Raw genomic sequence first — 26647 nt, 5'->3', positions numbered from 1 at the left:
AACAAAACCTAATCCACATCTTGAGCCTTACGGCTCAAGTCAAGGAGTGGGTCAGTTTGAGATGGAAATGGCGGGTCAGTTTTGCGTGGAAATTAACAGCCAACCCCTAGCAATGCGAGTACCAGCAGGAGAGCCATAACGCCATTGATATCGAAGGTGGAGCCAAGATAGGCCAAGGTTTGACCCAGGCCCTTTTCGCTTGCGATGATTTCAGTTCCGACAACGCCGAGCAGGGCATAGATCAACCCCAACCTGAGGCCTGAAAAGATCACTGGGACCGCACCAGGCAAGGTGACCTCGAAGAACGTTGTGCCGGCTTTCGCCCCCAACGTCTTGCATAACGTCAAGTGGTCTTGGCTCACCCCGCGGATGCCAGCTACAGTCGCAGAGAGAACGATGAAGAAGGTAAGCGAGCAGCCAACGGCAATCTTGCTGCCTATTCCAAGGCCGAACCACAGGATGAACAGTGGTGCCAGAGCAATGCGCGGCATCACATTAAGCGCGTTGAAGTAGGGGTCAGCGAATCTCTCGATCGCAGGCCAGCGAACAAAAATGAGTCCAACGGCGAATGCGGCCAGGCTGCCCAGCACGAAAGACGCTGCTACCGCTGTCAGAGTCCAGCCTAGGTCGCTCCAGAACTTCGCTGTTTTTACGTTTTCCCTAAGGTAGGCCAGCACTCCACTCGGTTGGCCAAAAAATGTCGGATCAACCCATTTACGCGAAGCAGCGATCTCGGCAAATCCCAGCATTAAGGCTATGAAAACGATGTGCAAGAGCACCCACTGCAGTCGATTAGCCTTCATGGTGTACCCACCCCGATTCAAGCTGCGACCAGAGAGTCGCATAGAGTTCGTGGAAACGTGTCGACTTTTGCAATTCACGAATTGAGCGAGGTCGCGGTAGGTCAATCGACACGTCTGCAATGATGCGTCCTGGCCGGGACGACATCACGATCACACGATCGGAAACGGCAACAGCCTCTGCCAAATCGTGAGTTACGAACAAAGCCGTTTGTCGGTGCTGATGACAGAGACGCAGAAGCAAATCTTGAAGCTGCAACTTGGTTTGCGCATCAAGTGCTCCAAATGGCTCATCCATCAAGAGCAACGGTGCATCCAATGCAAATGTCCGTGCAAGCGCAGTACGCTGACGCATGCCGTGTGAAAGCGCCTTAGGCAATGCATTGGCATGCTCTGCAAGGCCCACCTCGGCAAGCATTTTTCGTGCGCGTTCAAGGCTTTGTTCCTTGGTTTGCCCTCTGACCTTTGAGCCGAAGGCGGCGTTTTCCAAGGCGGAACACCATGGCAAAAGGCTATCGCGCGCGAGCATGTAGCCGATTTGGGGATTGCCGCATCGTGGAGAGCTACCCATCACTTTGATGGATCCGGAACCCGTGTGTTCGACCAGGCCCGCACACAGATTTAGCAAAGTTGTCTTGCCGCAGCCGCTTGGGCCAACGAGAGAGACAAATTCGCCTTCGGCAATATTCAGAGAGATGTCCACCAGAACCGGCTTGTTGCCGCCGAAGCTTAAATGCAGGCCATCTACGGCAACCGCAGGCTCTCTGGAGGCAAGAGCATTGGGAATGGGCATATCACCTCCGCTCACTGCACCAGCAGCGTAGAGGTGTCCACCACCTTGCTGATCTGGCCTGTACGTTGCATATACCTCGCTGTATCCTGGAACGCCTTGGGGTCTACAGGAAATTGCAAAGAGGGCAAAGAGTTACGCAGCGAGACCTCAAGAATCTGGTCTCCATTAGGAACATTGATTTTGAAGGTGTCTTGCGCAATCTTGAGCAGCGCCGCAAAGTTTGCGGGGTTCTGCGCAAACTCACTCGCTTCAATCATGGCCCTTCGGTACCCCTCTATCGCCTTAGAATTCTTCTGAAGAAACTCATCGCGCACGACTTGCAGCATCGAGGCTCCGTTGGTCTCCAGGACATCACTGGGACCTTGCGCCTTCCGAGGGTCAACCACCATCCGGCAGACCTTCGACACCTCGCAAAAGCCATCCATCGGGGTGAAAAGCATCAGCCCATCAATCTGCTTCTGCGAGATCGCAGGAAAGGCTGTGTTGGGCGAGCCGACCGCAACAATCGTGACGTCCTGGGCAGACATGCCTGCACCCTTGATCAGGCTCACCAACTGGAACTCGGCTGCGCTGCCTCTTGCTGTAACACCGATTTTCTTGCCTTTGAAATCCTGCATGACCGCCGGATAACCTTTGGCCGCATTGGGCGTATCCAAGCCAGCTCCCGCCATGAGGAAGAATGTGGGCCCGCGAGCTCCGCTGCCAATCGCTTTGACTGCAGCCCCCTTGTTCACCGCCTGAACAAGAACCTCCGGAGGCGTAAATGCGACGTCGAGATCTCCCGCCAGCAGTGTCTGCATCGCTAACGGAGCCTGCGGAATGCTGCGCAATTCGCACGTGATGGCATGCTTTGGGCAGAGTCCATTCGCATTGGCGACACGAACTAGAAAGTTGCCCAAGCCTGGATAGTCCTGTATGCGCAAGACGGTGGACTGAGCCATCGCCGAAGTAGATAGCGCCGATACAGAAGCTATAGCGAGAGCGATCAATTTTTTTTCGAATCATGGGAATCCGTTCCGTTGGAGAGAGCGTTACGACAATCGGTATGCAAACGGATTTAAAAATCGACCAGCCAATTGAATTGCGCCTCAGGTGACAATGTTCGGATGAACACCAAGCTCGACTTCCCTAGGCGTCTATCGGGTGACCGTTATCGCGTGGATTGGCTGGCGAACTTCCCTGAGCCCTCTATGCAGCGGCTTCGTGCCATTGGCATCAAGCGAACGTTTCACGACGGCCAACTCGTACAGAAAAGAGGTGACTCTGCACATCATGTGCTGGTTGTGTTGTCAGGACGTCTGCGCTCTGTGGGCTACACCGAAGGAGGGGCCGAGCAATTTACGCGCTGGATGGAACCAGGCGAAATCAGCGGTTTTAGTTCGGTGTTGGGAAATGCGCCTGTGCCGGTAGACCTTGTCGCAGCCGGAGACGTCGAACTTCTAATCTTGCCAAGTCAGCCTTTGCTCGAGGTTTTAGCAAACGATGCTCTGGCATCTTTGGCAGTTGCACGTGCACTAAGCCTGCGCGTGAACGAATTGTTCGACATGATCTTTATCAGGGCGGAGGAGACGCTCAATGCGAGAGTTTGGGCAACGTTGCAACGCATAGCAGCGGAAAACGGAAAGCCTGTTCACGGCAATGTCGTGCTTCTCATCTCTCAAGGTGATCTCGCGCATGCCGTTGGAGCGTCTCGCCAAAAAGTCAACGTCGAACTGCGCGAGCTTCAAGCACAACAGAAGATTCGCCTGGGTTATCGCTGGATTGAGATTTTCTGCGACACACAACCTTGAGCAAATCCATCATCTGCAGGCTTCATTTAAACCGGTGCTCTTTATGAAAGCTCAGCATGAATTGCAGAGTGGGCTTCCGAAGGCAAATCGGGCTGGCAGCACGCCATAGCTCGGTGCTATACGAGGATAGGGACACACAGTAGACTTGGCGCATAGGTATCAGATCATCGGGTCAACATCTCTCAGTTCATGGCATCCCGGCGTAACCAATTCGGCGAAAAGCACCTACCACGGCATAGGGCGCGTGAGCAGGCTAGGTCGCACGACTGCAAAGGGCGCACAGCAACCGCTGCTTCATAGGGTATGAACGGCTGCAATGGGTCAGCAACACCTGTTCATAAGCCGTGAAAACGGACTTCCAACAACCTATCGACCTGCAACTGGCGGCCACTGTCCACTGCTCACCTAAAACCCGTCAGTGAACAGTCGCCGGCGTCAATGCTCGGATGGCCGCTATGGAGCGGCGATCGATAGATCGCGATGCAGCTACGTCTTGAACAAACAAGGCACACAGCCCCGCGCTTATTGCACTCGGCTGTGTGTCATTTGGCTTTGTTTTTGCGAAAGCTTGATCACGTTAACGCCATCGCGTAAACGATCCAGGTAATCAGCCCACCGCTGAACCAGATCACAGCGCTTGGCCAGGTACTTGGTGCGGTTGTAGCTGCGGCCGTTGGCATCTTTGACGGCGTGGGCCAGGTTGGCCTCGATGGCCAGCGGGTCCAGATCCAGCTGATCCACCAGCATGGTGCGGGCGCTGGCCCTGAAGCCATGCCAGCTTTGCTCCGTGCCGAAGCCCAGCCCATAGAGGGCGCTGAGCATGGAGTTGTCGGACAGAGGGCGGTCGTGGTTTCGTTGGCCGGGGAACACATAGCGACCGTGGCCCGTGAGGGAGTGCAGCTCTCGCAGCAGATCCACCGCCTGCACGGGCATGGGCACCACGTGCGGCTCGCCGTTTTCTTTCTCCTGCCTGGTGCGCTTCATCTTTTCGCTGGGAATGGCCCACAGGCCGGCATCCAGATCCAGCTCGGCCCACTCCATCATGCGCAGGTTGCCGGGGCGCTGGTACAGCAAGGGCGCCAGCAGCAAGGCGGTGCGCACCAGCGGCCCGCCCTTGTAGGCATGCATGGCCCGCAGCAGCTAGCCAAAGCGCTGGGGCTCGACGATGGCGGCAAAGTTCTTTGCATGGTACGGAGTGAGGCGGCTTTTCAGGCCTTCGGTAATGTCGCGCTGGCTGTTGCTGGCAGTGGGCAGCCAGTAGCGCCATATCTGGCGGGCCAGCATGAGTGCCCGGTCGGCCGTCTCCAGTGCGCCGCGCTCTTCCACCTTCTGCAAGACGGACAGCAGCTCCATGGGCTCGATGCCAGCCATGGGCCGTTGGCCCAGCCAGGGGAACAGGTCGCGCTCCAGCTGCCTCAAGGTGCGCTCGGCATGACCGGCGCTCCAGCCGGCTACCTGCTTGCCGTGCCAGTCGAGCGCCACAGCCTGGAAGCTATCCCCGCGATCGAGCCCGCCTTTGAGCTTTTCCAGCTTGCGGGCCTCGATAGGGTCACTGCCCTGAGCACGTTGCATCTTGGCAACATCACGCGCCTTGCGGGCTGCTGTCAGCCCCACGGCTGGGTAGCTGCCCAGAGCAAGCTGCTTTTCTTTTCCGTCGGTACGGTACTTGTAGAACCAGCGCTTGGAGCCGCTGGGGCTGACCTGCAGGTACAGCCCGCCAGCGTCGGTGAAGCGCGCCTGCTTGCGATCAGGTGGGCAGATGGCATTGCGGCAGTGGGCATCGGTCAGCATGGGGTACAGCCTTCCTAGGTGGGGGTACAAATTCCCGCTTTCGGCCCCAGGGTGGGGGTACAACATATGGGCCGCCAAGCCGCATGGTTGCTGGGTTTGGCCTGAAAGTGGGGGTACAACTTAGCCAAAATATAGGCTTTTGGCGAGTTGTACCCCCACTTGTACCCCCACTTGGCCTCGGATGCCCACGAACCTTGGCGGACGACTACGGAAGGCAAGTCGTTGATTTACCAAAAAAAAAAAGGGCGTTCACTGGACTTCAGTGAACGCCCTTGGACGTTATGGTGGTGGAGCTGGCGGGAATTGAACCCGCGTCCGCACTTGACTCCATGCGGCTCTCAAGGCATCGGTGCGAAATCGGTGCGATTTCTCCCCCTTCACACGACACTGCAGGACACCGACAACGCTTTGTGCAGCTCCCACCCCGTGGCTTTATTACCAAAAGTAGAGCCTTCCGAGCATGTGGCTGCGGGTTATTTGTATCGTTTTGCAATACAAAAACACCGCTCAAACGCCACAAATAGCCCAGGATTGCGACCACCTTCCTTTGCCTCATAGTCGGCGTCTCAGACAGCGTCCCCCTGATCACCCGATGTGGCGAGCCCGGCCAATATGAGCAGGTCACGGTAAGGCTGTAGAGCATCGACGCAACGGTTACACAGTCTTATTGAGATAAATACTGCGTGGAAGCGTATTTGCAGAGCACAAATCAACAAGGGCGGCACGAAGCCGCCCTTGTTAGGTGAGTTTGCGGTTAGCACTAATCGAGTGCTGTCGCCCTGTGATGCCTTTGACCAGCCTATTCGCTTGTAGGCACAAAAAACAGGTACTCACCTGGCCCCATCTGCGGGGTAATCGCATAGCCTTCACATTGCCTGTCCTTGCATTTCACCGGTATGGCGCGGGGCCAGATCGTTGCGGCAGTAGGGTAACCAGGCAGGTACTGCGGCACATGCCATACCCCATAGTCACCCACTGGCTCGGCTTGCTGCATCCCTGTCGCACCTTGTTCGCCGCTGCCGAAGACCTGACGCTGAATGCTCAACGGTTCATTGATGGCCCTGGAGTCGGGTGCAGCCAAAGACGAAGCGCAGCATAGTGCAATCGCTAAAAGAGCTAGAGTCTTGCCCATAGCGGCCTCCTAGATTAGGAATCACTCCTGCTAGTTGTCATACAGCTGTGCCGTACGCGAATCATACGTCACAGAAGTGATAGCCGAGGGGCGAGTGACCTCAGGTGCAAAGCTTGACTGAGCCTCTGAGGGGGGCGCAGCAGGATTTGGGCTACCTTGTGCCGACGCATCCGGCCCGTAGTTGTTGCGGCGCTCGTCTGCGGTCATGGATTGCGGGCATTTCGAACCCGTGATCTCCAGTGCCACGCGAGCGGCGGGATCCATGCAGTCCATAGCCAGCGAGGCTGCCTTCATGCCCTTGTTCCAGAGCTCACGGCTCATTTTCAGGCGCTTGCAATGCTCGTCCGTCCAGGTTGTGCCGAAGCTCACGCCAAAGCCAGGTCCGTTGGCACTGCCGCTGCTGCTGCCCATGCAGGTGTCATTGCTGGTAGTGAGATTGGGGCCGTTCACGCTGGGAACGTTTTTCATGGTGTAAGTACCTGTGTACTCCACAATGTTCTTGGACGTCCCGGATACCGTGTTGTTCAGGTTCTGAGTGGTCGTTCCGCTTGTTGTTATTTTTTGGTCGGAAGTTGAAGTGGATCTGCTGTCCATCGTGGCTACAGATCGACTTTCAGCAGGAGCCGCAACCGGATTGACAATGGTGACCGACTGATTCTGTTGTGCCCCTACGGAAGAGGAATTAGAGGAGCTTTGCGCGCTGCTGTCGGCACTTTGCGCATAGCTGCACAAAGGAACGCAAAGACTTAACAGAGCTATCGAGAGTTTCATGCTTGGCTCCTATGTCGCCCGAGCCTGGCCAGCCAGGCCCGGGACAAACACAGCTATCCAGGGACAGCTTCCTTAGTTGGCATTGGCAGCGGAACCCGCACCGGCAGTACCGGAGGTGCCACCACCGTTGGAGAAGTAGCCAGCATTGCCAAATGCTCCAGCGTTCTGATGGACGGTACCCACCGAAGTTGCGCCTGATCCGGTGTTGGTCCATGCGCCGCTAGGCCCAGAGATAGCAGCCGAAGTTGCGCCATAACCGGAAGTCGTGCCAGCATTGCTGTTCACATAGGACAGTCCGCCGCCAGGGCCAGCGCCAGTGGCAACTTGGTTGGCTGTGTGCGAAGTGGCCACACCAGCTGCTCCGCCGCTGACGGGACCTGCGCTGTAGCCAGCCAGGGCCGCAGAACCTGCGTTGGCGTTGGTCGAAGCACCGCCACCCGCAACAGCGTTGCCCGAAGTTGCAGAAAGGCTCTTCACGTTACCGTAGGTAGTTGCGCCACCACTGACCGCAGCAGCACCAGCACCGTAAGGGCCTACAGCAGTGCCACCACCAGCGGCATTGGCGTTGGAGGTTGCACCGGAGGTTGCACTATTCATGCTCAGCGCACTTCCGTTGCCCGAGCTGGCCGCCCCCGACATCGTGGCAGACGATGCGCTCGACGTCGTGTTGGTGGCTGCAATGCTTGAGCTGCTCACAGCAGCAGATGCAACACCAGCCAACGCAATAACCGCCATGGCAATCAGAGACTTTTTCATGATCATTCCTTTAAATAGCGAGTTCAAGACAACTGAGACTTTGTGAGCGAGAGACCAGTGCTAGGTATTAAGAAGCAAGGGCCAGTTTGAACCGTCTTCAAGTTCTGGATTCCGTGGTTACGTTCCAAAACATGATTCCGGTAGATGCAGTTTCAGAAAATGTCTTAGAAACAGTAATACCCTATTTCCAAATATTTTCTAAAAATAAAATCAACAGAAAAATATGATTTTTGTATTGCTTTTGATGGATGGTGCGCTATTGAATAAATAGCATTTGTTGGAAAATTCTTACAGTGTTAAAAAAAGTAATATTTAATTCAATTAGATTTCCATTCTTGTGTTTCAAAAATAGAGGGTTTTTATCTATTTTTCATCGTGCGTCTAAAATAAATACCCATTTATTATGTGAAAAATTGTAAAAATATTAACTTTATTATTCGTTATTGTTTTTCAATAGATTTTTGCCAACTGCCATCTTATTTTTCAGGAGGTCTTTCTCACTTTCCATTACACAGACGGGTGTCACCATGTACCTCTCCGACTCGCCCAAAGGACCGTACCTTGATGCAGGCAGCACCGAAGTCACCTCCTCTGCCCTGGGATACACGTGGCCATCCGACATGAAAGGTCAGAAGAACCATCCAGTTCGGGTTTTCTTGGCAGATGAAGACAGGCACATCAGGAGCGTGATCGCGCAGGAGCTTATGCGTGACCCCCGGACAATCCTGGTAGGACAGGCTTCCAGCTACCGAGAAGCGCGCAAGGGCATCTTGGCCGAGGAGTTCGATGTGCTTCTCGTTGACCTGTCTCTTAGCGAAGGACAAGGGGCAGATTTGCTGGAGCTGGTCCAATTGAGAATGCCCAACGTGCTGAGCATCGCAATTTCCTCCAGTGAAAAAGACGACATCGCCATTGAGGCCTTTGAAAAAGGTGTTGTTGGATATTTGTTAAAGAACTCATGGTTTGGAAGTTATTCGCAGGCTGTACTGGAAGTGGCTAATGGCGGAGCCTCCATATCTCCAATTGTTGCGAAGAAAATTCTTCCAAAGATATTTAAATACTCTGCTCTCGAGGAAGCTCCTTTTGAAAATAAAAAACTGGAGAAGCTGACCGACCGGGAAAAAGAAGTTTTACGATTGATTGCTCAAGGAAAAAGAACCCATGAGATTGGGGATTACATGGAAATCAGTGCATTAACTGTATCAACGCATGTAAAAAATATTTACCGGAAGATGCAGGTCAGGACTAGAGCGCAGGCCGTTAGGTATGCAGTATTGAAAGGCATCATCTAAATTAGTCGAAGATGAAGTCGTTCAGCGGCAAGGCTTTCTCGAGACACACAACGAGTTAGTTGAACTGGACTGTGAGGTTTCGGCCATATGAAGTCAGTGGTGACTAGAAACCTCTGCCCACTAAGCGCGGGGCTAGGTGCTGGAGATATTAACCACCGTGTTCGGATACCACTCAGCAATCGTTATTGCCGCGTGTGCATGGGCCAGTCGCCAGTGGTCTTCTGACGTGCTGCCGGGTTGATCGGGCAGTTCGATATGTCGGTCGGCAGCCCGGATGGCAACCCATAGCCCGTTGTCCCAGCTGTTGTTAAGCGGTGGCTTATGGAGTGCTGGCGAAGTAATCACAATCACTCTCTTGCTGGCCGCTCGTGCGTAGCCGATCTCAACCAAGGTGCCATAGGCTTGCAGGTCTTCGAGATACGCCACCACAACATCTGCCCGTGAGATGCCTTGAAGAGCACCACGATATGCGGCGCTCCGAGCCCTGTCGAGCGAAGCAGAGGTGGCTTCATGCATGTATCCATGACGGGTTTCCTGGGCTTTCCACGGCCCTGAGTACATGAACCTCGTGCGCGTTCCATGGAAGACCATTTCTTGCGGCGGTGCGATCAGTATGTCTTCAGCGCCGGGCTCACGGAGAGCATTGAAGCTGGATACGCCGAAGATCCGCCGGCAGGAGATATCGCTGTCCTGCTTTCTATTGCCTTCAGCAGCACCCATTTGGCCCGCCATGTAGATGAGAGGGAGTGTGAGATTGGCTTGGCGAGTTGCTTTGCTATTCTGTAGCCAGTTTTCGATATCCACTTCGAACCAGCCATTGCTTCTGTTGCTCATCGGCGTGGGGAGAGGGAATTTTTCCTGCCGCAAGAGCTTGTAGAGCATCGATCTTGACAACGCCGTACGTTCCAACACCTCAGCCGTAGAGATGACATTTCTGCTGACACGTGACGTGCTCTCGCTAGACATATGGCCTCTTGAATTCGAACGTTCAATGTGTGTGATGCAGTTAATCGTGGCGCAATAAGTATTGATTTCCGATAGAGAGTATCAATGTAGGCAAGGCTCTACTACTGATGTCAAATACGAACTTTTTATTTCAAAGAGGCATGGTCTGATCAAGCACTCATATTGACATCATTGTTTTGGGCGCCTGCAGGCAACATGAAGCCGTCACAGACTGCAATAACCTCAAGGCCTGCTTCTGGCTGTATCCAGTCAAACGCCATGGCGCATGCCCCAGCTTTGCGACAATCACACCATGACCGATGAATCACCGATCCACACAGTCCACAAGCGCGTTTGCCACACGTTCCTGCGGCACTGGAAGGCCCACAACAACGCCTATCCCAAGCTGATCAAGATGACGCCTGAAGAGCTGCGGCAGTTCAACATCGTCAACGCCTTCGCCAAGCCAGATGAAATGTGGGGCGTCCCAATCGAGGTCGACTCCAACACCACGGGCGTGATGATTGCGGTCGATGGGACTGAAATGCCTTTGGTTGAAGGCTATTGAAAGACGCTCCCAAGGGACCAGCCCGCACCGCGTAACCGACTGGACTCTAGTTTGTCTCCAACAAATCTGCACAGCTCAATGGGTCATCGCGGCTCGCAAGTTCCAGAGACAAATTAGCCCTGGCCACAAGCTCCAAGGGCTGAAGAGTTTGAACATACCAGCCGTGCGTAATCCGATCCATTCCAGCACCAGCAAGCTTGGCCACAGTACGCAGACTTGCTGAAAGTGCAACGCTATCAAGCCTTCCGCCATGCAGAATCAAGTTGCGCTGACGGTAAAGCCGGTGAAATGACTCCCCGATTGCCTCACGAATAGTCTGCAACTCTGGACCGGGGTTGGCCAGCAGCTTCTGCAAACGAGCAACCGCTGCACGATCAACCTCGCCACGCATAGCAGGGACTCTCCGGTCAACGATCATTTGAGCAACAGCTCTAGCCCGATCCCTATTGACTGTGAGCCCAGCCAGCTCTTGAGCCGCTTCTGGGTGCTGTCGCTCCAATCGATAGGAAAGTGCTGTCAACTCAGCTCTCGGGAATGAGCAAGTCACAAGCGTTGCCAAATTGTCAGCGGCAGAAGCGCGATCGCTCGGATCTGCCAAAAGGCCTTCAATTGCACCCCATCCTCCAGCGATAGCTGCCGGCGGCGAGCTTCCATCCAAGTGGGCGAGAAGCTCGAGGGCGGCATCCACACTCTGACTTGCGTCTGCGGAAAACACTCGATCCTCACGGAACAATTCCTTGACACCGACGCCGCGCGACGCTTCTTTCATTGCAGCAGGTTCAGGGGCACCTTTGACCCATAAAAATGGAAGTGGTCGAAGCGCCTTTCCGGTTGCAATCAGAGCTCGTGCTGCGTACCGATCTGCTTCACCTCGTGCAACGCTTGCAGCACCAACATGATCTCGCGCCTTGACTTTTAAGATGATTGCGACAGCAGCACGAACGTTGGTCGTAGCGAATCCGTTCGCCTCTAGCCAACCGGTGATGGCGCTACCTCTCAACCAACTGTCCGGCACTCCATTCGGTAGCTGAGGAGTCTCAGCGAATGCAAGCAAAACATCAAACTCACGAACAGGCATAGCTGCCACTTCTGCATGCAGCGCTTCGCACAATTCAGACAGTGTCGCTGCCTCTGGCGCATCCAGTTTTGCCTTGATGAAGTTGTAGAGATACGGTCCCGAGAATCCTCTATCCAAAAGGTGCGCAGCCACACTACGTGAAAAATGCTCAACGGCCACAGGCTTTGCAGCCACCGCTCGACCCCATCGGGCAAGGTAGTCTGCAGATATGTGGTCCGAAAGCTCTCGGATTCCATAATGTGCGGGGCCGTGCGCTCTCGGAATCTGTTGGAGTTGTGCCCTTAGAAATCCTTTTTCGCGCTCTGTGAATGCCGGGTGCAAGCTAGCGCGCTTTTGAAGCGCTGAAGACATCCGTTTGAGAGTCCCTTCGCTGAGATGCCCTTGCTTTGAAACGATACAGGCTTCGTAAAATTCATCCATCGCCAGCACAACACCCACGCCCCAAAGCGATCTATGCCAGGCAGTGCGCTCTGACAGGAATTCCAATAAGCGCCATACGGCGACCCCATCCAATGGATTGACAGCGACAAACATGAGGCGTATTATTCACTCATCGGTAAAGAAATTTACCCACCGTCTAGAGGGGCACGACCTAGATAGTTGACGCAACATAGCTGCTGATTCTTGAAAGCTCACGCCCCCAGTTGTTAAAGGCTCTGCACTGCAGAGCCTTTTTTTTTGCACTCGCTCTCTGCAACCTGTGCTTCCTGGGCTCTGCTACATTCATTCACATAGGAGGAATGAGAGAGATGAGACCTTGTCCGATTGCCGCATTCGGTATTGCGTGCATTGTGCTGTCGGGGTGCGCCACAGGACCTCAAGTCATCAGCAGCAGCCCGCGCACTATCGTCGTCCGTGGGGGAAGTGCCTTGGTTCAGGAGGCTCAGGACCTTGCTGAGAATGAATGCAAGAAGCACAAGCTACATGCACGCCTATCAGGAAAGCCGACAGTCAATCAGTTTGTATTCGATTGCATTGAGTGAGCGACTAAAACAGACTGCCAGTCGCTGAAATCTTTGCGGCGCCCAGCTTTCCTGCAGCACTTCCAAACGCTCCCCAGATGCCATCGCTAGCTTGACTGGCTGCAATCTTGTTCTGATTGATCTGGCTATAGGTGTTCGCAGCCCCAGCCAGCCCGGCCTGGGCGCCTGCGTATCCTGAATTCAGAACCCCCTGCCCGCTGGTAGCCGCGCCCAATCCCGCATTGGCGCTGCTCACAGCTCCCGATCCGATTTGTGAGGCGATAGAGGCACTTGTGCCCTGGCTGCTGGCAATATTGCGCCCCAGGTTGGCCGCGTCCATGCGCCGGGCATAGCCCTGCTGCTCCACGGTTTTCATGGCAGCATTTGCCGCGCCGGCCTTGGCTTTGGCCGCGCCAATGTCCAAGGCTCCGGCCATTGCCATCACCTTGCCGCTGGCCGGGTTCACCCCCGAGCGCTCCATGGCGCGCATCGTGGCGCCGCGCTGGGCCGCGATACTGGTTTCCACATCGGCGCTTGCGGCTGCAGCCTCGGCCGCGCGGCGCTCCGGAGTGTCATAGGCCTGAGCATCCGCTACCAGCTTCTGCTCGAGCGGGCGGTAGGTGCTGGTGTAGTCCTCATAGCCCGCCTGGGCCACCTTGTTCTGCAGGTTCTGGGCTTCCAGCTGCGAGCGAGATACCTGGTCGGCAACTGCAGTGGCCGCCGCGCGCTCATCGGCTGTCTCGCCGTAGATCTGCTTCGCCCATTCCAACTGCTCCTTGGACAGCTGCGCCTGCATCAGCGCGGCCGCGTTTTGCCCGCTGGTGTCGACTTTGGTACTCTTTCCCATTGCTCAGTCCTTTCCGGCGCGCTGCGCCCGCTCCTGGCCGCAGCCAATCCGTTTCGAGAAACCCGTGTGGGTGATCTGCCCACCCACAAACCGCGCCAGGCGGCCTGCATTGTTGGCCTCGCGCGAATGGCAGCTCATCTGCACGCGCCCCAGCTGCGCCAGCACCCGCTCGGCATAGCGCCACAGGTGCACCACCACCATGCCGCCGCGCGCGCCCTGCTCCATAAACAGCATGTCGTCACAGGCCACTGGCTCCCCTGTATTCAGGTCCTGATACAGGTTCAGCCACACGCTGCCCAGCAGCAGGCCGTCGCGGCGCACAGTCAGAATCAGCAGCTGTCCGGAGCGCTCAATCTGGCGTAGCTCATCCCACTGCACATGGGCCGGCACGCCATGGGGCAAGGTTTCCTCGAGGAACCGCAGGCGCTGGGCGGCCAGCTCGCCGGCGGCCGGATCCGGCCCCAGCTGCTCGGCCTGGAACACCAGGTCGCCGCGCCGCTCCACAGCCACCGCGCCCACGGACAGATCCGGTAGGCACTCGGCCACAACCTCGCGAGCCACATCGACGGTCAAGGGCAGTCCGATACGTTTGGCCAGGGCCACAGCAAGCAATCCACGCATTGATTCTCCAGCGCCAGCAAATCCGGCAGGGCAAATGAAACGACGGCCCTGCCCAAGATTCAAGGGGGTATCAGGAGACGGGCTTTGCCTCCACATCCGTCACGCCGGCGGCATCAGCTGGCTCCGCCGGCAAAGACGCGGCCGCTGCTGCCTTTTCGCGCTCGGATGCCTGGCCAGCTGCAAAAGCCTCCTGGGCGATGCTGTTCATCAGTTGCTGAATCGTTCCCACGATGCCTGCCGACAGCTCGGCGGTCAGCTTGTTGCCGACGTTGCTCTGCAGGACTTCATTCAGGCGGGGGTTGATGGCGTCTACTGTCATGGTGGTTCCTCGGTTTGGTGATGGGTTGCTCAGGCTACGACGGGCTCGACTTGCTCTGGTGTTGGTTCAGGCGCAGGCGCGGGTGCCGTCCAGCTGATGGACGCCACGGCCTGGGCATCCTCTGTGGCCTGGATCTCGGCATACAAGGCGCGGCTGCGCTGGTGAATACCGTCCACATGGGCCAGCAGGGCAAAGCCCACATTGATCACCGCGTCTGCAGCGAGCTCCACCGTGGTGTTGTTCGCCAGGGTCCAGTTGATGGAATAGGGCTGGCCAGCATCGCGCGCGATCTTGGCAGCCATGGATGCGCCCACGATGCGAGCGCGGCTCTCTGCATCGCTGTCGAAGCGCCCCACGCCGGCCAGCTCGAAGCCTCCGGATTCCAGCTGGTCGCGGATGGCCTTGATTTCTGCCCACTTCACAGCCCTGGCCGTGCCAAGATCATCGGCCGCCACATCCGCCACAAAGGTGCCGCCCCCCAGCACGCCATCCACCTGCGCCACCAGGCCGCGCTCTAGCGAGCCCCAGGGGTCCTGCACATCCAGTGCGGCCAAAGGCAGCACCGGGTACTCCTGCCAGCGCAGGTTTTGATTGTTGGCCGCGTCCTCGGCTGTCAGGTACATATGCACCTGCAGCTGCAGCTTCCCATCAGCGATTTCGGCCTTGACCACCCGATGGGCCCCGGCCATGCCGTTGTTGGTATTCACAACCTTTAGAACTGTCATATTTGCACTCCTATGGCCAGTGGCCGTTTGAAATCAAATAAATCCGTCACTTTGAATAATTGACCCGTCGCCCAAGGACATGGAGATGGCATCAGTTGGGAACTTCGTGGATTCGCCAGGGCGGTCGTTTTGTCGGTCGCCTTGGATCGAGTTCACAGACCCGCAATATCCGCGAGCAAGAAATTGCTGGCGGTCCCGTTCACGGGGTAGACGCTTCCAGGGCCGAGAATTGGTCCGGTTCCAACAATGATGTTTTCAGTAATCAGCGTGTCTCCGCTGAATTGGACCGCCTCCAGCACTGCGAGATAGGGCGAGGTATCCATCCCCGAATTGACGAAGTAAAACTTCGACTGTCCAATGCAGACCGCCTTCCCGGGCCAATAGCCGAGATTGTGCGAAGGGGGCCAGCCATCACCGCCAGCGAAAGCTGGCGTGGACGCAACCCCTGCAACCCGCATTTCGGGGGTGTTGCTGTTGTAGACAACATTCCCCGAGCCGTCATAGACGCTCAGCCCAGGGCCAACGTCGGAAACGGGCCTTTCAGCATCGAACACCCACCAGTCCACAGAGGCTGTCAGATTGGGCTGGACGGAGGCCCGTAAATTCCACACCGAAGTGCCCCCGGCGTTGAACGTGAAGCCCATGATGCCCACGGCCGCTCCCGTAGGCCTGAAGCACAGGACCGGAGCGACAGACCCGCCCACGGAGATGTTCGCGCCACCACCGTTCACAGCCAGCGTACCCTTGGCGACCATGGAATAGTTGAAGTAATCCTGGTCGATCTGGATCACACCGCTGTCATTGATGACCTGAAAGCCTGCGGGCATGTAATTGTCCTTGTGGTAAGCGACCTGGGAGGAAGCGGGAACTGAGTGAGGCGGTTCCTGCTCTGCAGATTCGCCAGCACCTCCGCCGCAGGCCGCTAAGCTAATAGACAAAAGCAACGATGTTGCCAGTCGTTGGATATGCATTTTGGGTTTTTGACCAATAGAGCGTAGAGCCAGAGAAAGATATGGATACATAGTGAGCGCCTCCTGAAGCCGGAATAAATAAGCCGAATGGTGTTCCCGTGAGAAACCCGGCGTTGGTGTATGAACCAGACGAGCCGCCGCCCACGTAAATGATTGCGATGACCCTCGACAGTCGAGTGGTTGTGTCCACACGAGGCGTTCCGTCAGCGTTGAATACCTGAATCCCTTGCGGCATTTCTTCGTCCTCAAATGTTGGTGTTCTTCGCGCACTGCATCACCACACCCCCAATCGAACACGTAATGTTCCATTCGAGTCGTAAACGCGGATGCAGCCAGATGCCCCGGCAGTAGGACGAATTTCGATGTCACCGAACTTGCCGGCCAGTGCGGAGATAGACGGCGTAGTGATGCCGTCAGGCAGAATGCTCGTGTTGGAGCTTGGCGACCAGGGCGACAGCTCTGTCTGCAGTGCGCTTGCTCGACCGACAAACGGGCGCGCAAGGAACATGTAGTTAGACCATGAAGTACCTGCCATCTGCGCGCCGGAGAGGATGGTGATCCGAGCAGTGATTGCTCCCGCAGGTGCGGTTACGAATCCTCCAGTGCGGCGGAAGTTTGCTAGAGAACGGCCACCGGAAGGCTGGTCAGTAATGACTCCGAACCCACCACCGCCTACCCATGTCCCGTTAGCGTCGAAGAACTCAAGGTACATCTCTCCGTGGCAGCGGTGGAACGCAGCGTAGACACTTGCTTCGTATCGCTCACCAGCGATGACGCTGATAGGTGCAGACACGAACCCCTTCCGGTACGTTCCGAGAGGTTGACCTTGCCCGTAAAGAGTTAGGTCTTCCAAGAACAGAGTCGGGGTTCCTGGCACTGTGTAGTCGAAGTTCATGTTAACGCCGCGAGCGCCGTTACCGTACTGCGAGTGCGAAATGGTGTATTGCCAGAAAGCAAGTCCCGGCGTGAACATCGGGTCAGGACACAGATTGCCACCGATACCTACCGACAGCTTCTCAGCAGTAATAGAGCCTGCGGCAAGTTTGTCGACGGTGATGGCACCAGCCGCGATCTGGTTGGCGGTCACAGCGTTAGCAGCGATAGTGCCCGCTGTGACAGCATTGGCCGCGATCTTGCCGGCAATGACAGAGTTCGCAGCAAGGTGCGAAGAGCTGATTGTCCCGGCCGCGATCCGCGCAGCGTTCAAGGTTCCGGCGTTGATCTTGTCCGCAGACAGGTTGCCGATCATCGCGTTGACAATCGCGCCGTCCTGGATGGCAGCAGAACCTACAGCAATGGCGTTGGCCGCAATCTTGGTTGCAGTGATGGCACCGTCGACGATCAACTCTGCAGATGCAGCGCGACGGCATACGAAGTTAGTGGCGAACCAGTTGCCGGTAGCAGCAGTTCCGGTTTCTGTCACGATACGCGCTTTGCCGAATGCTGCTCCAGCTGGAACCGTAACGAGGCCTTCGATCTTCGTCCAAGTGTTGGCGGTGACAGACGCGGCTGTCGTTGTTACAGCTGCGACCCAGCCTACGTGCGTACCGTTGTTTCCGCCTTCCGTACCTGTGCCGTCGATAAGCTGCAGCATCAGGCGGATAGACAGGCCTGTCGTCGTAGCCGAGGCCACATAGGCCGACATGTAGTAGACCTCGCCGGGGCTGGTCTGGAAGTTTCGCGACAGCACGGACTGCGCGGCACTCTTCGACAGCTGCACACCAGAAGGCCCAGGCATGTTCGCTGGTACACCGGCAGTGGCGCGCGTGACCATCGTTCCGGTGAATGTCGCCCAGCTGGAGTTGTCAGCGATAAACGGATCGAGCACGATGTTGGAGTAGTCCATTACCGTCAAGTGTTTGACGGTAATAGCGTTCGCCGCGATCTGGTCTGCAGAAACGGCACCCGCTGCGATCTTGGCCGTCGTCACTGCATTCGCCGCGATCTCGTTGGCAGTCACTGCATTCGCTGCAATCGCGTTGGTCGTCACCGAGTTCGCCGCGATAGCGTTAGCGGTCACAGAGCCGGTAGCAAGTTTCGCCGCGATGATCGCGCCGTCTACGATCAGAGAACCTGCAGCGGCTTCTTGGAAGCGCATCTTGCCGACGTAGAGGTAGGCAGCGGTGCTGTCCTCACGAATATAGATGTAGACCTGCGCACGGGACTCGGTCGCTGACGTACGCACTTTCAGCTCATGAATACCCCAGCTGCCAGACGCATAAGTTACGTCGAGGTCGGTACTACGACTCACATCTGCCGGTGTGAGCGTTACGACTCGGATCTTGACCGAAGAGGCCCCAGGAGAGTAGACGTTTACTCGCAGAACGTAGTCGGTATTAGGAGTTACTGCGAACCTCGAAGACCGCCCTCCGTCGTAAGCAGTTGTGCCAGTGGTCACGCGGTTGATCTGCAGCACAGACTTGCTGACCGTGCCAGCAAGTGCGTTCGTCTCGTTGAGCCTGAACTGCACCGTACCGCCGGAATCTCCGAACCACATGTCGATGTCCTGGTACTCGGAGTCTGGAACCAGCGTCGACGTGTCAGACACCACCAGCTTGGACGCCAGCACAGAGCCTGCAGCGAGTTCTGTAGCCGACACAGCACCGGCTGCGATCTTCGCAGTAGTGATGGCGTTGGCCGCGATCTCATTTGCCGTCACAGCATTCGCAGCGATCTTGCCGGCAGTCACAGCTCCCGCTGCGATCTTGACCGCCGTGACCGAATTCGTAGCAAGCTCGTTGGCCGTCACCGTACCCGCAGCGATCTTGCCGGCCGTCACGGAGTTCGCGCCGAGTTCTGCAGCCGTAATCGCGCCGGCGGCGATTTCCGCGGCTGTGATGGTCTTGGCAGCGATCTTCGCAGCGGTGATTGCGCCATCGACGATCAGCTCCCCAGACGTCATGCGGTACGCGCGTATGTAGGCGATCTCCACAGAACCTGTACCAGCAGAGACATTAGGCTCGAAGAAGCCATCTACGCAGCCTGCCGGAGCGGTAATCTCGCAGGACGATACTGCCCAAGATGTTCCAGGGATGATCTGGATAGACCCCGTCCCAGACCCCATCGACGTGCCAACCCCGTTGTTGAAGCGAGCTCGCAGAATAGTCGCTGTGCCTGTGAAGTCAGCGGACGTTCGTGTAGCAGTTTCGACGTAGAACTTCTCTCCAGGCTTAGCGTCGAAGCGCTTCACGTTGCCGAACCACGCAGAGCCCCCGATCATCGAGATCATGCCGGAGACTGTTTTGCCGAGGTAGCCGCCTGTGACCGTGGGGAACGTAATGTTGGCGTTCCAGCCTTCTTCGGAGCGCATGTCCCCGTTGTACATCAGCGTTTCAGTGCTTCGGATGGCGAGCTTACTGGCCGTGATCGCACCCGCAGCAACTTCCGCAGCCGTAACTGCACCAGCCGCAATCTTCGCAGTAGTGATGGCGTTGGCCGCGATCTCATTTGCCGTCACAGCATTCGCAGCGATCTTGCCGGCAGTCACTGCTCCCGCCGCGATCTTGACCGCAGTAACCGAATTCGTCGCAAGTTCGTTAGCCGTCACCGTGCCTGCAGCGATCTTGCCTGCCGTCACAGAGTTCGCGCCCAGCTCTGCGGCTGTGATCGTGCCGGCTGCGATTTCTGCAGCGGTGATCGTCTTCGCAGTAATCTTCGCAGCGGTGATAGTTCCGTCAACGATCAGAGAGGCCGTCGTCCGCTCCTGCACATAGAACTTGCCCATGCGCAGGTAGGCAGCAGTGCTCGTTTCGTGAATGTAGACGAGTGCACGGGCACCTGCAGCGTTGCCTGGAGACGTGAAAGTGTCCTCCAGAGAGTGCCAGCCCGCCCCAGTGGCAACCACGTCGATGTCCTTGTAGGCTCCCGATGCGTTTGCAGAGTCATACGTCAGGAGTCGCACCTTGAATGTGCAGGCTGCAGGGACGTAGACCGTAGTGCGGATTCGGTAGCCTGTGTTCTCGCGGAGGGAGAACTTAGAGCTGAAAGCGGAATCCCAGTCCGTACCTGTCTGCACACGGTTCAACTGCAGAGCACGGTTGTCGAGTGTGTTGTATTCGCGGTTAGACGTAGTGACGATGTTGATCGTGCCACCCTGCCCGCCTGCCCACATAAGGGCGTCACTGTAGTCAGCGTCAGGGACCAGTGTCGAAGGATCGGTGATGACCATCTTCGAGGCTGTAACAGCGCCGGCAGCAAGTTCTGCAGTCGTCACCGCACCGGCCTGGATCTTCGCTGTCGTGATCGAGTTAGCGGCGATCTCATTCGCAGTCACGGCGTTGGCTGCGATCTTGCCTGCAGTCACTGCACCGGCTGCGATGGAGTTTGCCGTTACAGCGCCGTCCACAATCAGCTCACCACGAGCCATCTCAGTGACGCGGAAGCCACCCCACTGAGACTCTACGATCGGAGCTACGCTCCCGTAGTTCAGGTACGCACCAGCGGTAAAGTACGCAGCCTTTGCAGGGAACTGGGCAACACCGTTGGGGCCGACAGTCAGAGCCGTGCGCGTCCAGGTCGTAGGCGTTACCGCGCCGACTGCCGGGAAGTAGAAGTTACCGGAGGATGCGTTTGTCCCAGGCCAGCCCGCGCCAGGGTTAGGCGCGTCGGCTCCAGTAAGCAGCACGCCGTTGACGTCATAGAACCGGATTGATGCGAAAGCACGGTTTGTCTGCGCAGCCGTTGCGATGAACCAAGTCTCAAACAGGTACGTCTTGCTGGTGTCGATGGGCGTCCTGTACGCCGCAGCAACCTGCATACTTGTTGCGATGGTCGCTGCCAGTACGTTAGGGCCTGGGGCACCTTCCACGCTCTTGCGCGTAAAGTTGGCGTTGGCCCACATGTCGGCGTCCTGGAAGAAAGGATCGACGTTCACAGCGTCGGTAGCCGTTACGACCAACTTGCCTGCGGTAACCGACCCTGCGGCCAGTTCGCGGGTGTTCACCGCACCAGCCGCGATCTTCCCTGCAGTAATAGCGTCTGCCGCGACGGTGTTGGCTGTCACCGCATTGGCAGCGATCTTGCCAGCGGCCACGGAATTTGCTGCCAGCTTCGGCGTGGTGATCGCGTTGTCGGCAATCTGGGTCGCCGCGATCTGGCCGACCATATCGCCCACGGCCACCTCGGCCGAGTACTTGGCGCCGTCCCAGCGGTACAGCTTGCCCTGCCAGGTGATCACGTTCGTGGACTTCACCGTCGGCAATGTGCCTGCCGTGCTGTTGCTCACCGGTTCAATACCTGATGCAAACTTGGTCGCATCCACTGCGCCGGCCGCGATCTGGCTGGCAATGATGGAGCCTGTCAGGTCCGTGGTCGGCACCGTCGCCGTGTACTTGGTGCCATCCCAGCGGTAGAGCTTGCCCTGCCAAGTGATCGTCGTCGTGGATTTCACGGTCGGCAGCGTGCTGGCCGTGCTGTTGGTCACCGGCTCGATGCCCGAAGCAAACTTGGTCACATCCACCGCCGCGGCCGCAATCTTGTCCGTGGTCACCGCGCCCGAGGCCAGCTTTCCCGCATCCACAGCACCGGCGGCAATCTTGCTCACGGTCACCGCGTTGTCGGCCAGCTTGGTCGAATCGATCTGGCCAGTCAGATCCACAGCAGCCACTTCGGCCGAGTACTTGCTGCCGTCCCAGCGATACAGCTTGCCCTGCCAGGTGATCACCGTGGTGGACTTTACCGTGGGCAGACTGGCCGCAGCGCTGTTGGTCACGGGCTCGATGCCAGATGCGAATTTGGTCGCGTCAACCGCCGCGGCCGCAATCTTGTCGGCAGTCACCGCGCCCGCGGCCAGCTTGCCGGCTTCGACCGCACCGGCGGCAATCTTGCTCACCGTCACCGCGTTGTCGGCCAGCTTGGCCGCATCGATCTGACCAGCCAGGTCCACCACGGCCACCTCGGCCGTGTACTTGCTGCCATCCCAGCGATAGAGCTTTCCCTGCCAGGTGATGACGGTCGTGGTCTTGACCGTCGGCAGACTCGCCGCCGCGCTATTGGTTACCGGCTCGATGCCGGATGCGAATTTGGTCACATCCACCGCGCCGGCCGCGATCTGGCTGGCAATGATGGTGCCCGTCAGGTCCACGGTCGGCACGGCCGCCGTGTACTTGCTGCCATCCCAGCGGTACAGCTTGCCCTGCCAGACGATGGTGCTAGTGCTCTTGACCGTGGGCAGCGTGGCCGCCGTGCTCACAGATACGGGCTCAATGCCATTGGCAAACTTGGTCGCATCCACGGCCTGCGCAGCCAGCTTGCTCGCACTCACAGAGCCATTGGCCAGATTGCCGGCTTCGACAATTAGCGGGCCCAGGTCGTTGTTGCCGATCTTGCCCGTCTGCACATCCAGGCCGTTGGTACCGCCGGCAGGCGATACCGACTGCACGCCATCCTGGGACTGCCATTTGATCCATAGCCGGTAGCGCGTACCCAGCGCGGCGGGGTAGGCGCCGATAGTGCCCTGAAACTGGAACAGCACCACGGCCTGGTCAAACGTCGGCGCGGTGCTGCCCGTCTGCAGCACGCCATAGACCACCGTCCGGTCGTGGCCGTGCCCCTGGGTGTATCCAGGGGCATCGTGCTCCACAAACACCGTGGTCAGGCCTGCCGTCACCGCAAACCCCGTGGGCACCGGTGGTGGCGTCAGATCCGGTTCGATGTCGCCCCCTCCCGGCACGCCGGGCACCAGGCCACCACCCGCTCCAGGCTTGGCAATCCCGGAATCAATCAAGTCCTTGGCCGTCAAGGCCCGGCCATTGCCGCCGCGCCCCATCAGCACGCGCAGCTCCTCGGTCACGCGCTGGCTCCAGTTCGGCGCGTTGGTACCGGGCAAATCCTTACGGGAAGTTGTTGCCATCAGCGCAGCTCCTCCACCCCCTGGGCCAGGGCCACGCCCTGCACCGCCTGCTGGCCCGACAGATCAATCTGCCAGGCGCGCGCAGGAATGGGCGGCAGCCGAAACGCTTCGGGCCCGGGCGCAGACAAGGTGAACTGCACCCCGCTGCTATTGCCGGAGTTCACCGCCACACAGCGCGGGCCAAAGGTTGCGATATGTGCTGCCACCTCGCGCGCGCTCAGCTCCAGCGCATTGAGCTTGACCGTCACGGGATAGCCATCCGCCACCACTTTGCACCAGCCAAAGCTCGCCGGCGCCGGCATGGCAAACACCTTGGACACAAAGCGCGCGCTCATCAGAGCCGCGCCCGCATCCCATTTGCGCACCTTGCTGCCGTCCAGCACATACAGCGCATCCTGAAGCCGGTCCAGGTACAGCGCGTCATAGCCTTTTTCCAGATAGAAGATGCCCGTGGGATTGATCGGGTCCACCAGAAAGCCGCGCCGCACACCACCGGCGTCGGTATAAAAGCCCAGAAACAGACCCTCGTACAGGCCGGCCACCATGCCTGCCGGGTTCATGGCCTGCCAGTCATCGCGCGTCAGCAGCCCGGCTGTCACCAGTTTGGCCCCGCCCGCGCCGTAGTAGGCCAGGCCGTCCGGTGCAGGCCAGGCCACGCCATGACCAAAGCTCACCACCGCCTGTGGTGCCAGGCAGGCCTGCCCCACCTCCAGCGGCTGCTCGTCCAGGCTGTCCGGCGAAGTCCCGGCCACCAATACCGGATCGGCCGTGGTCAGCACCAGCAGCCGCTGCCCGAAGGTGGCCAGCGCCAGCGGCTTGGCATCCGGCGGCAAAGTCTCATAGGCCATGGGCCAGGCATAAGGCTTGTAGGCCTCGCAATAGCGCACGGCATTGCCGCTGATGCCCGCCATCATCCCGTTCCACATGGCTGTCAGGTACGACAGATCCTGGGGCGGCTCCAGCCACTCCACCGTCTCCAGCACCTCGCCCAGCGTGCGCCCGTCGTCCGTGGTGCTGGCCACACCCGCGGCAATCTCGCGCAGGAAGAAGAATTCAGCCGTCCCGGTCGTGCCGGTCTGCGTGCGGTAGATCCGCACCCGGTTGATCGTGAAAGCCCCGGCGGGCGGCGCCTGAATGGCCGTGATATTGACCGTCGCGTCGGTTGGCACTGTCAGCGCGGCAGATACAGGCCCCGGCGCGCTCTCCTCGCCCTTGTCGGTCACATAGGTGTAGACGTAGTAGCGCACCTCGGTGTCCGTGCTGCTGCCGCCTGAAACCGCCACCGTGGGCGCGGAAATGGGAGCAGGCACCCCGAGCTTGCGCCAGGCTGCTGGATAGGTGCCGCCAGCCAGCGCAATCGTGTTGTCCGTCCACTTGGGGAAGCCGTCACCGGTGTAATAGGTGCGCTCCGTCGTGTCATCGGCCACCATGGCGCGCACGGCATGCACAATGCCCGTCCAGGACATCCAGTAGCGGCCATCCTCGGCAACATCGCGGCCAAAGCGGTAAATGGTCTTGCGGCCTGCGGGCACTGTCGCCACTTCCAGCGGATCGCGCCAGGGCCGAAAGTCGCCGCGCCCCGGCTTCTGGTTCCACGAAACCGTGCCCACCGTCTCCGGCAGCAGCTTGGGGTGTGGCGCATTCACGGCGCCAGAGAAACCAGAAACCGTCACCTTCATCACCACCCCTCAGAAATACGGGCGCACGCGCGGCCGCACCGCAGCCCGACCGCGCCACACCTCGACATTGATGGATTCGCAGCGCGCATTGAAGTCACCGCGCAAGACGGGATCACCGCGCAGGCGCGCCACGGCGCCGAGAGCAATTACTTCGCTGTATTGATCAAACACTGCGTCGTCGATGCCCATGGCCATATCGCCCGGTTTGAGCGTCACATCCAGCACCAGGGCCAGATCAGCGGCCACAGGGCGGTGCAGCACCACCTTGCGCGCGTCTGGTGTCATCAGGTACTGGCCGTCACCCTGGCCCTGGCGCCACAGGACCACGGAACCATGCCCGGACAGCTCTGCGCCCTCCACCCGCACCAGAGTGGTCTGTTCGGGCAGCGGGATGGCGTATTCAGACTGACCGTCCACCGTGGTGATCGGCTCCAGCGTCACACGCCAGGCGCGCGTGCGATGGCAGAAGTCCTGGGCCGCGCGGCGCAACTGGTGCACCACGGTCGGCTCAGGCGTGCCCAGCTCCACTGCCGGCAGCACGTCGGGGAAGAAGTCCGCCCAATCGCGCATCAGCGGCTCGCAACGTCCGTTGTCGCAGCGGCAGTGGCCGCGCTGCTACCCTGGCGGAAGTTGGGATTGGAGACAGACACCGGCGCGATGGCCATGGTCGCCTTCATCTCAATACCCAAGGCAGTGGCAAAGGTCGCATAGTGAGCTTGAGCGCGTGCACCATTGCCGGCATAGTCCGCGTCCTTGAGATACACGCGGTACAGCATGTAGTCCAGCAACGCGTTGGCGTAGATGTCGGCCACGGAGATATTGCCCACCACAGCGGTGTAATCACTGCCGGCAGCGGGCTCCACGATGTCCGTGGGCGTTGCCGAGTAGTTGATCTCCACCTTGGCCGTTGCATTGGCCGGCGGGTAGACCCAGAACGCCTTGGGCTCGCGAGGGTCATACATGTAATGCACGATCTCGTCCGAGCCGGTGATGTTGTGCCAGTTGGGCATCTGGGCGTCCAGAATCTCGCGGCTGCAGATACGAATCGCGCGCTTGCTCGTCACCGTCGCGTTGCGCTGCACGTCGATCAGCTTGGCGCCGTCGTTGGGCAGCGCCTGCTTGGTACCGGCCACACAGGTGATGGTCGCGCTCTTGTTGAAGGCATCGGGGCGGTGCAGCATGATTTCACGCTGACCGTCATTGAGATAGCGCACCCACTCGCCCACCGGCCAGCGGATCGAGGTGGTGTCTTGCGTGGTGACCACACCGCGCTGAACTACGTCTTTGGCTGCAATAGGCATTGATTACTCCTTGGAGCCAGCGCGCAGAGCGTCTGCCAGCAGGTCGCGCAGCTCGCCCACCTTCACGCTGTTGCCCTTGGGCAGGTTGATTTCGTTGGAATCGGCAAACGCGCGGATCTGAGCCGCCGTCCATTCGCTGATGTCGATGGATTCGCCCGCTTCGTTGGTGAACACATAGGGCGAGTCGCTGGCGCTCTCGTCCGTACTGGTGCTCTGGCCCTCGCCGGCCGCATGCCCCAACGGCTTGTCGGCAGCCTCGCCAGTCTTGGCGCCATCGCCAGTGCCTGAATCGGCAGAGGCAGAGGAAGCGGAAGCAGCAGCTGCTTCGTTCAGCTCCTGCACCTGGCGCTTCAAAGCTTCAATCTGGCTGGATTGGTCGGCCACCACCTTCTGCAGCTCTTCAGCATCGGCGGGAACGGTCGAGCCAAGGCTGGCCGTCAGCTGCTGGGCGACAGTGCCGCTCTGCTCGGAGGGCTCATAAAGGCGATAGGCCTCTGAGATGGACAGCAGTCGCGCGGCGGCTTTTTCGTGCTGCACCTCGGCCACCACGTCCTTTTTGTCGTTGGGCTTGAACTGAATGGTTTGGCCGTAAAGCTCCACGGTCGTGGGCGCGGTCCGGCGGTATGCGTGGATGGCGGTCATGTGGCACTCCTTGC

24 protein-coding genes are annotated in these 26647 nt (G+C 58.4%); 4 read left to right on the top strand and 20 right to left on the bottom strand.

Going from position 1 to position 26647, the window contains the following annotated elements; genetic code table 11:
• Positions 1-92: 92 nt before the first annotated feature.
• Genes V8Z78_RS22950 through V8Z78_RS22940 form a run of 3 tightly spaced genes read right to left on the bottom strand, consistent with a single transcriptional unit; the run spans position 93 to position 2492 of the window.
• Positions 93-803, bottom strand: a complete 711-nt coding sequence (locus V8Z78_RS22950; RefSeq protein WP_349732224.1) for an ABC transporter permease — start codon at positions 801-803, stop codon at positions 93-95.
• Complete coding sequence (locus V8Z78_RS22945; RefSeq protein ID WP_349732223.1) at positions 793-1593, bottom strand: ABC transporter ATP-binding protein; 801 nt, start codon at positions 1591-1593, stop codon at positions 793-795. Before V8Z78_RS22945 ends, V8Z78_RS22950 begins: the two co-directional genes overlap by 11 nt.
• 11 nt (positions 1594-1604) lie before the next feature.
• Positions 1605-2492, bottom strand: coding sequence for an ABC transporter substrate-binding protein (locus tag V8Z78_RS22940; protein WP_349732222.1), 888 nt, complete (start codon positions 2490-2492; stop codon positions 1605-1607).
• A gap of 207 nt (positions 2493-2699) precedes the next feature.
• On the opposite strand from V8Z78_RS22940, the gene V8Z78_RS22935 reads away from it, so the two are divergent.
• Positions 2700-3383, top strand: a complete 684-nt coding sequence (locus V8Z78_RS22935) for a Crp/Fnr family transcriptional regulator (RefSeq protein ID WP_349732221.1) — start codon at positions 2700-2702, stop codon at positions 3381-3383.
• 522 nt (positions 3384-3905) lie between these two features.
• Here the strand turns inward: V8Z78_RS22935 and V8Z78_RS22930 are convergent.
• The 5 genes from V8Z78_RS22930 to V8Z78_RS22910 form a co-directional block, all read right to left on the bottom strand.
• Entirely contained in the window at positions 3906-4511 is a 606-nt protein-coding gene (locus V8Z78_RS22930) for a tyrosine-type recombinase/integrase (RefSeq protein ID WP_349732220.1), read from the bottom strand.
• 12 nt (positions 4512-4523) lie between these two features.
• A complete protein-coding gene (locus V8Z78_RS22925; protein WP_349732219.1) occupies positions 4524-5174 on the bottom strand; it encodes a tyrosine-type recombinase/integrase in 651 nt (216 codons plus the stop codon).
• 799 nt (positions 5175-5973) lie between these two features.
• On the bottom strand, positions 5974-6306 hold the full coding sequence (locus tag V8Z78_RS22920) for a hypothetical protein (RefSeq protein ID WP_012837637.1): 333 nt from the start codon (positions 6304-6306) through the stop codon (positions 5974-5976).
• Between the two features lie 30 nt (positions 6307-6336).
• Positions 6337-6774, bottom strand: a complete 438-nt coding sequence (locus tag V8Z78_RS22915; RefSeq protein WP_041743982.1) for a hypothetical protein — start codon at positions 6772-6774, stop codon at positions 6337-6339.
• Positions 6775-7149: 375 nt separating this feature from the next.
• Positions 7150-7773 carry a hypothetical protein gene (locus V8Z78_RS22910; protein WP_238554046.1) on the bottom strand — a complete coding sequence of 208 codons (624 nt, stop codon included), beginning with the start codon at positions 7771-7773 and terminating at the stop codon, positions 7150-7152.
• Between V8Z78_RS22910 and V8Z78_RS22905 the strand changes: the two genes are divergently transcribed.
• Together V8Z78_RS22905 and V8Z78_RS22900 are read left to right on the top strand one after the other, a co-directional pair.
• Positions 7673-7879: a hypothetical protein gene (locus V8Z78_RS22905; RefSeq protein ID WP_041743981.1), complete on the top strand. Its 207-nt coding sequence runs from the start codon at positions 7673-7675 to the stop codon at positions 7877-7879. The genes V8Z78_RS22910 and V8Z78_RS22905 overlap by 101 nt on opposite strands.
• A 481-nt stretch (positions 7880-8360) precedes the next feature.
• Complete coding sequence (locus V8Z78_RS22900) at positions 8361-9125, top strand: response regulator transcription factor (protein ID WP_041743980.1); 765 nt, start codon at positions 8361-8363, stop codon at positions 9123-9125.
• Positions 9126-9257: 132 nt separating this feature from the next.
• Here V8Z78_RS22900 and V8Z78_RS22895 read toward each other — a convergent pair whose 3' ends face one another.
• The gene (locus tag V8Z78_RS22895) at positions 9258-10091 is read right to left on the bottom strand and encodes an AlpA family phage regulatory protein (protein ID WP_041743979.1); all 834 of its coding nucleotides are present in this window, start codon (positions 10089-10091) and stop codon (positions 9258-9260) included.
• Positions 10092-10383: 292 nt separating this feature from the next.
• On the opposite strand from V8Z78_RS22895, the gene V8Z78_RS22890 reads away from it, so the two are divergent.
• Positions 10384-10638 carry a hypothetical protein gene (locus V8Z78_RS22890; protein WP_012837632.1) on the top strand — a complete coding sequence of 85 codons (255 nt, stop codon included), beginning with the start codon at positions 10384-10386 and terminating at the stop codon, positions 10636-10638.
• Between the two features lie 46 nt (positions 10639-10684).
• On the opposite strand, the gene V8Z78_RS22885 is transcribed toward V8Z78_RS22890, so the two are convergent.
• The 11 genes from V8Z78_RS22885 to V8Z78_RS22835 form a co-directional block, all read right to left on the bottom strand.
• A complete protein-coding gene (locus V8Z78_RS22885; RefSeq protein WP_012837631.1) occupies positions 10685-12250 on the bottom strand; it encodes a hypothetical protein in 1566 nt (521 codons plus the stop codon).
• A 453-nt stretch (positions 12251-12703) separates the two neighbouring features.
• Positions 12704-13525 (bottom strand): hypothetical protein, encoded by an 822-nt coding sequence (locus V8Z78_RS22880; RefSeq protein ID WP_012837630.1) that lies wholly within the window; start codon positions 13523-13525, stop codon positions 12704-12706.
• Between the two features lie 3 nt (positions 13526-13528).
• Positions 13529-14146: a GCN5 family acetyltransferase gene (locus V8Z78_RS22875; protein WP_012837629.1), complete on the bottom strand. Its 618-nt coding sequence runs from the start codon at positions 14144-14146 to the stop codon at positions 13529-13531.
• A 70-nt stretch (positions 14147-14216) separates the two neighbouring features.
• Positions 14217-14465 (bottom strand): hypothetical protein, encoded by a 249-nt coding sequence (locus V8Z78_RS22870; protein WP_041743977.1) that lies wholly within the window; start codon positions 14463-14465, stop codon positions 14217-14219.
• A 29-nt stretch (positions 14466-14494) separates the two neighbouring features.
• Positions 14495-15190 carry a DUF4376 domain-containing protein gene (locus V8Z78_RS22865; RefSeq protein ID WP_012837628.1) on the bottom strand — a complete coding sequence of 232 codons (696 nt, stop codon included), beginning with the start codon at positions 15188-15190 and terminating at the stop codon, positions 14495-14497.
• 152 nt (positions 15191-15342) lie between these two features.
• Positions 15343-16212 carry a hypothetical protein gene (locus V8Z78_RS22860; RefSeq protein WP_123974920.1) on the bottom strand — a complete coding sequence of 290 codons (870 nt, stop codon included), beginning with the start codon at positions 16210-16212 and terminating at the stop codon, positions 15343-15345.
• A gap of 223 nt (positions 16213-16435) precedes the next feature.
• Positions 16436-23011, bottom strand: a complete 6576-nt coding sequence (locus tag V8Z78_RS22855) for a hypothetical protein (protein ID WP_349732218.1) — start codon at positions 23009-23011, stop codon at positions 16436-16438.
• Positions 23011-24690, bottom strand: coding sequence for a hypothetical protein (locus V8Z78_RS22850; protein ID WP_012837625.1), 1680 nt, complete (start codon positions 24688-24690; stop codon positions 23011-23013). Before V8Z78_RS22850 ends, V8Z78_RS22855 begins: the two co-directional genes overlap by 1 nt.
• Positions 24691-24699: 9 nt before the next feature.
• Positions 24700-25260: a hypothetical protein gene (locus tag V8Z78_RS22845; protein WP_012837624.1), complete on the bottom strand. Its 561-nt coding sequence runs from the start codon at positions 25258-25260 to the stop codon at positions 24700-24702.
• Entirely contained in the window at positions 25260-25991 is a 732-nt protein-coding gene (locus tag V8Z78_RS22840) for a phage adaptor protein (protein WP_012837623.1), read from the bottom strand. Before V8Z78_RS22840 ends, V8Z78_RS22845 begins: the two co-directional genes overlap by 1 nt.
• Before the next feature lie 3 nt (positions 25992-25994).
• Positions 25995-26633, bottom strand: coding sequence for a hypothetical protein (locus V8Z78_RS22835; protein WP_349732217.1), 639 nt, complete (start codon positions 26631-26633; stop codon positions 25995-25997).
• Positions 26634-26647: the final 14 nt, after the last annotated feature.

This window comes from Comamonas sp. wu1-DMT, from assembly GCF_040187805.1.
GTDB lineage: Bacteria > Pseudomonadota > Gammaproteobacteria > Burkholderiales > Burkholderiaceae_C > Comamonas > Comamonas thiooxydans.
The sequence above is the reverse complement of the archived record's forward strand: the minus strand, read 5'-3'. Positions and strand labels throughout refer to the sequence as shown.

Coding starts and splice junctions, on each gene's coding strand:
- V8Z78_RS22875 (WP_012837629.1), bottom strand. CDS start 14,146: ATGCGTGGATTGCTTGCTGTGGCCCTGGCCAAACGTATCGGACTGCCC.
- V8Z78_RS22900 (WP_041743980.1), top strand. CDS start 8,361: ATGTACCTCTCCGACTCGCCCAAAGGACCGTACCTTGATGCAGGCAGC.
- V8Z78_RS22850 (WP_012837625.1), bottom strand. CDS start 24,690: ATGAAGGTGACGGTTTCTGGTTTCTCTGGCGCCGTGAATGCGCCACAC.
- V8Z78_RS22945 (WP_349732223.1), bottom strand. CDS start 1,593: ATGCCCATTCCCAATGCTCTTGCCTCCAGAGAGCCTGCGGTTGCCGTA.
- V8Z78_RS22935 (WP_349732221.1), top strand. CDS start 2,700: ATGAACACCAAGCTCGACTTCCCTAGGCGTCTATCGGGTGACCGTTAT.
- V8Z78_RS22870 (WP_041743977.1), bottom strand. CDS start 14,465: ATGACAGTAGACGCCATCAACCCCCGCCTGAATGAAGTCCTGCAGAGC.
- V8Z78_RS22860 (WP_123974920.1), bottom strand. CDS start 16,212: ATGTATCCATATCTTTCTCTGGCTCTACGCTCTATTGGTCAAAAACCC.
- V8Z78_RS22885 (WP_012837631.1), bottom strand. CDS start 12,250: ATGTTTGTCGCTGTCAATCCATTGGATGGGGTCGCCGTATGGCGCTTA.
- V8Z78_RS22880 (WP_012837630.1), bottom strand. CDS start 13,525: ATGGGAAAGAGTACCAAAGTCGACACCAGCGGGCAAAACGCGGCCGCG.
- V8Z78_RS22855 (WP_349732218.1), bottom strand. CDS start 23,011: ATGGCAACAACTTCCCGTAAGGATTTGCCCGGTACCAACGCGCCGAAC.
- V8Z78_RS22835 (WP_349732217.1), bottom strand. CDS start 26,633: ATGACCGCCATCCACGCATACCGCCGGACCGCGCCCACGACCGTGGAG.
- V8Z78_RS22915 (WP_041743982.1), bottom strand. CDS start 6,774: ATGAAAAACGTTCCCAGCGTGAACGGCCCCAATCTCACTACCAGCAAT.
- V8Z78_RS22845 (WP_012837624.1), bottom strand. CDS start 25,260: ATGCGCGATTGGGCGGACTTCTTCCCCGACGTGCTGCCGGCAGTGGAG.
- V8Z78_RS22950 (WP_349732224.1), bottom strand. CDS start 803: ATGAAGGCTAATCGACTGCAGTGGGTGCTCTTGCACATCGTTTTCATA.
- V8Z78_RS22865 (WP_012837628.1), bottom strand. CDS start 15,190: ATGACAGTTCTAAAGGTTGTGAATACCAACAACGGCATGGCCGGGGCC.
- V8Z78_RS22930 (WP_349732220.1), bottom strand. CDS start 4,511: ATGCATGCCTACAAGGGCGGGCCGCTGGTGCGCACCGCCTTGCTGCTG.
- V8Z78_RS22920 (WP_012837637.1), bottom strand. CDS start 6,306: ATGGGCAAGACTCTAGCTCTTTTAGCGATTGCACTATGCTGCGCTTCG.
- V8Z78_RS22925 (WP_349732219.1), bottom strand. CDS start 5,174: ATGCTGACCGATGCCCACTGCCGCAATGCCATCTGCCCACCTGATCGC.
- V8Z78_RS22905 (WP_041743981.1), top strand. CDS start 7,673: ATGCTCAGCGCACTTCCGTTGCCCGAGCTGGCCGCCCCCGACATCGTG.
- V8Z78_RS22840 (WP_012837623.1), bottom strand. CDS start 25,991: ATGCCTATTGCAGCCAAAGACGTAGTTCAGCGCGGTGTGGTCACCACG.
- V8Z78_RS22890 (WP_012837632.1), top strand. CDS start 10,384: ATGACCGATGAATCACCGATCCACACAGTCCACAAGCGCGTTTGCCAC.
- V8Z78_RS22895 (WP_041743979.1), bottom strand. CDS start 10,091: ATGTCTAGCGAGAGCACGTCACGTGTCAGCAGAAATGTCATCTCTACG.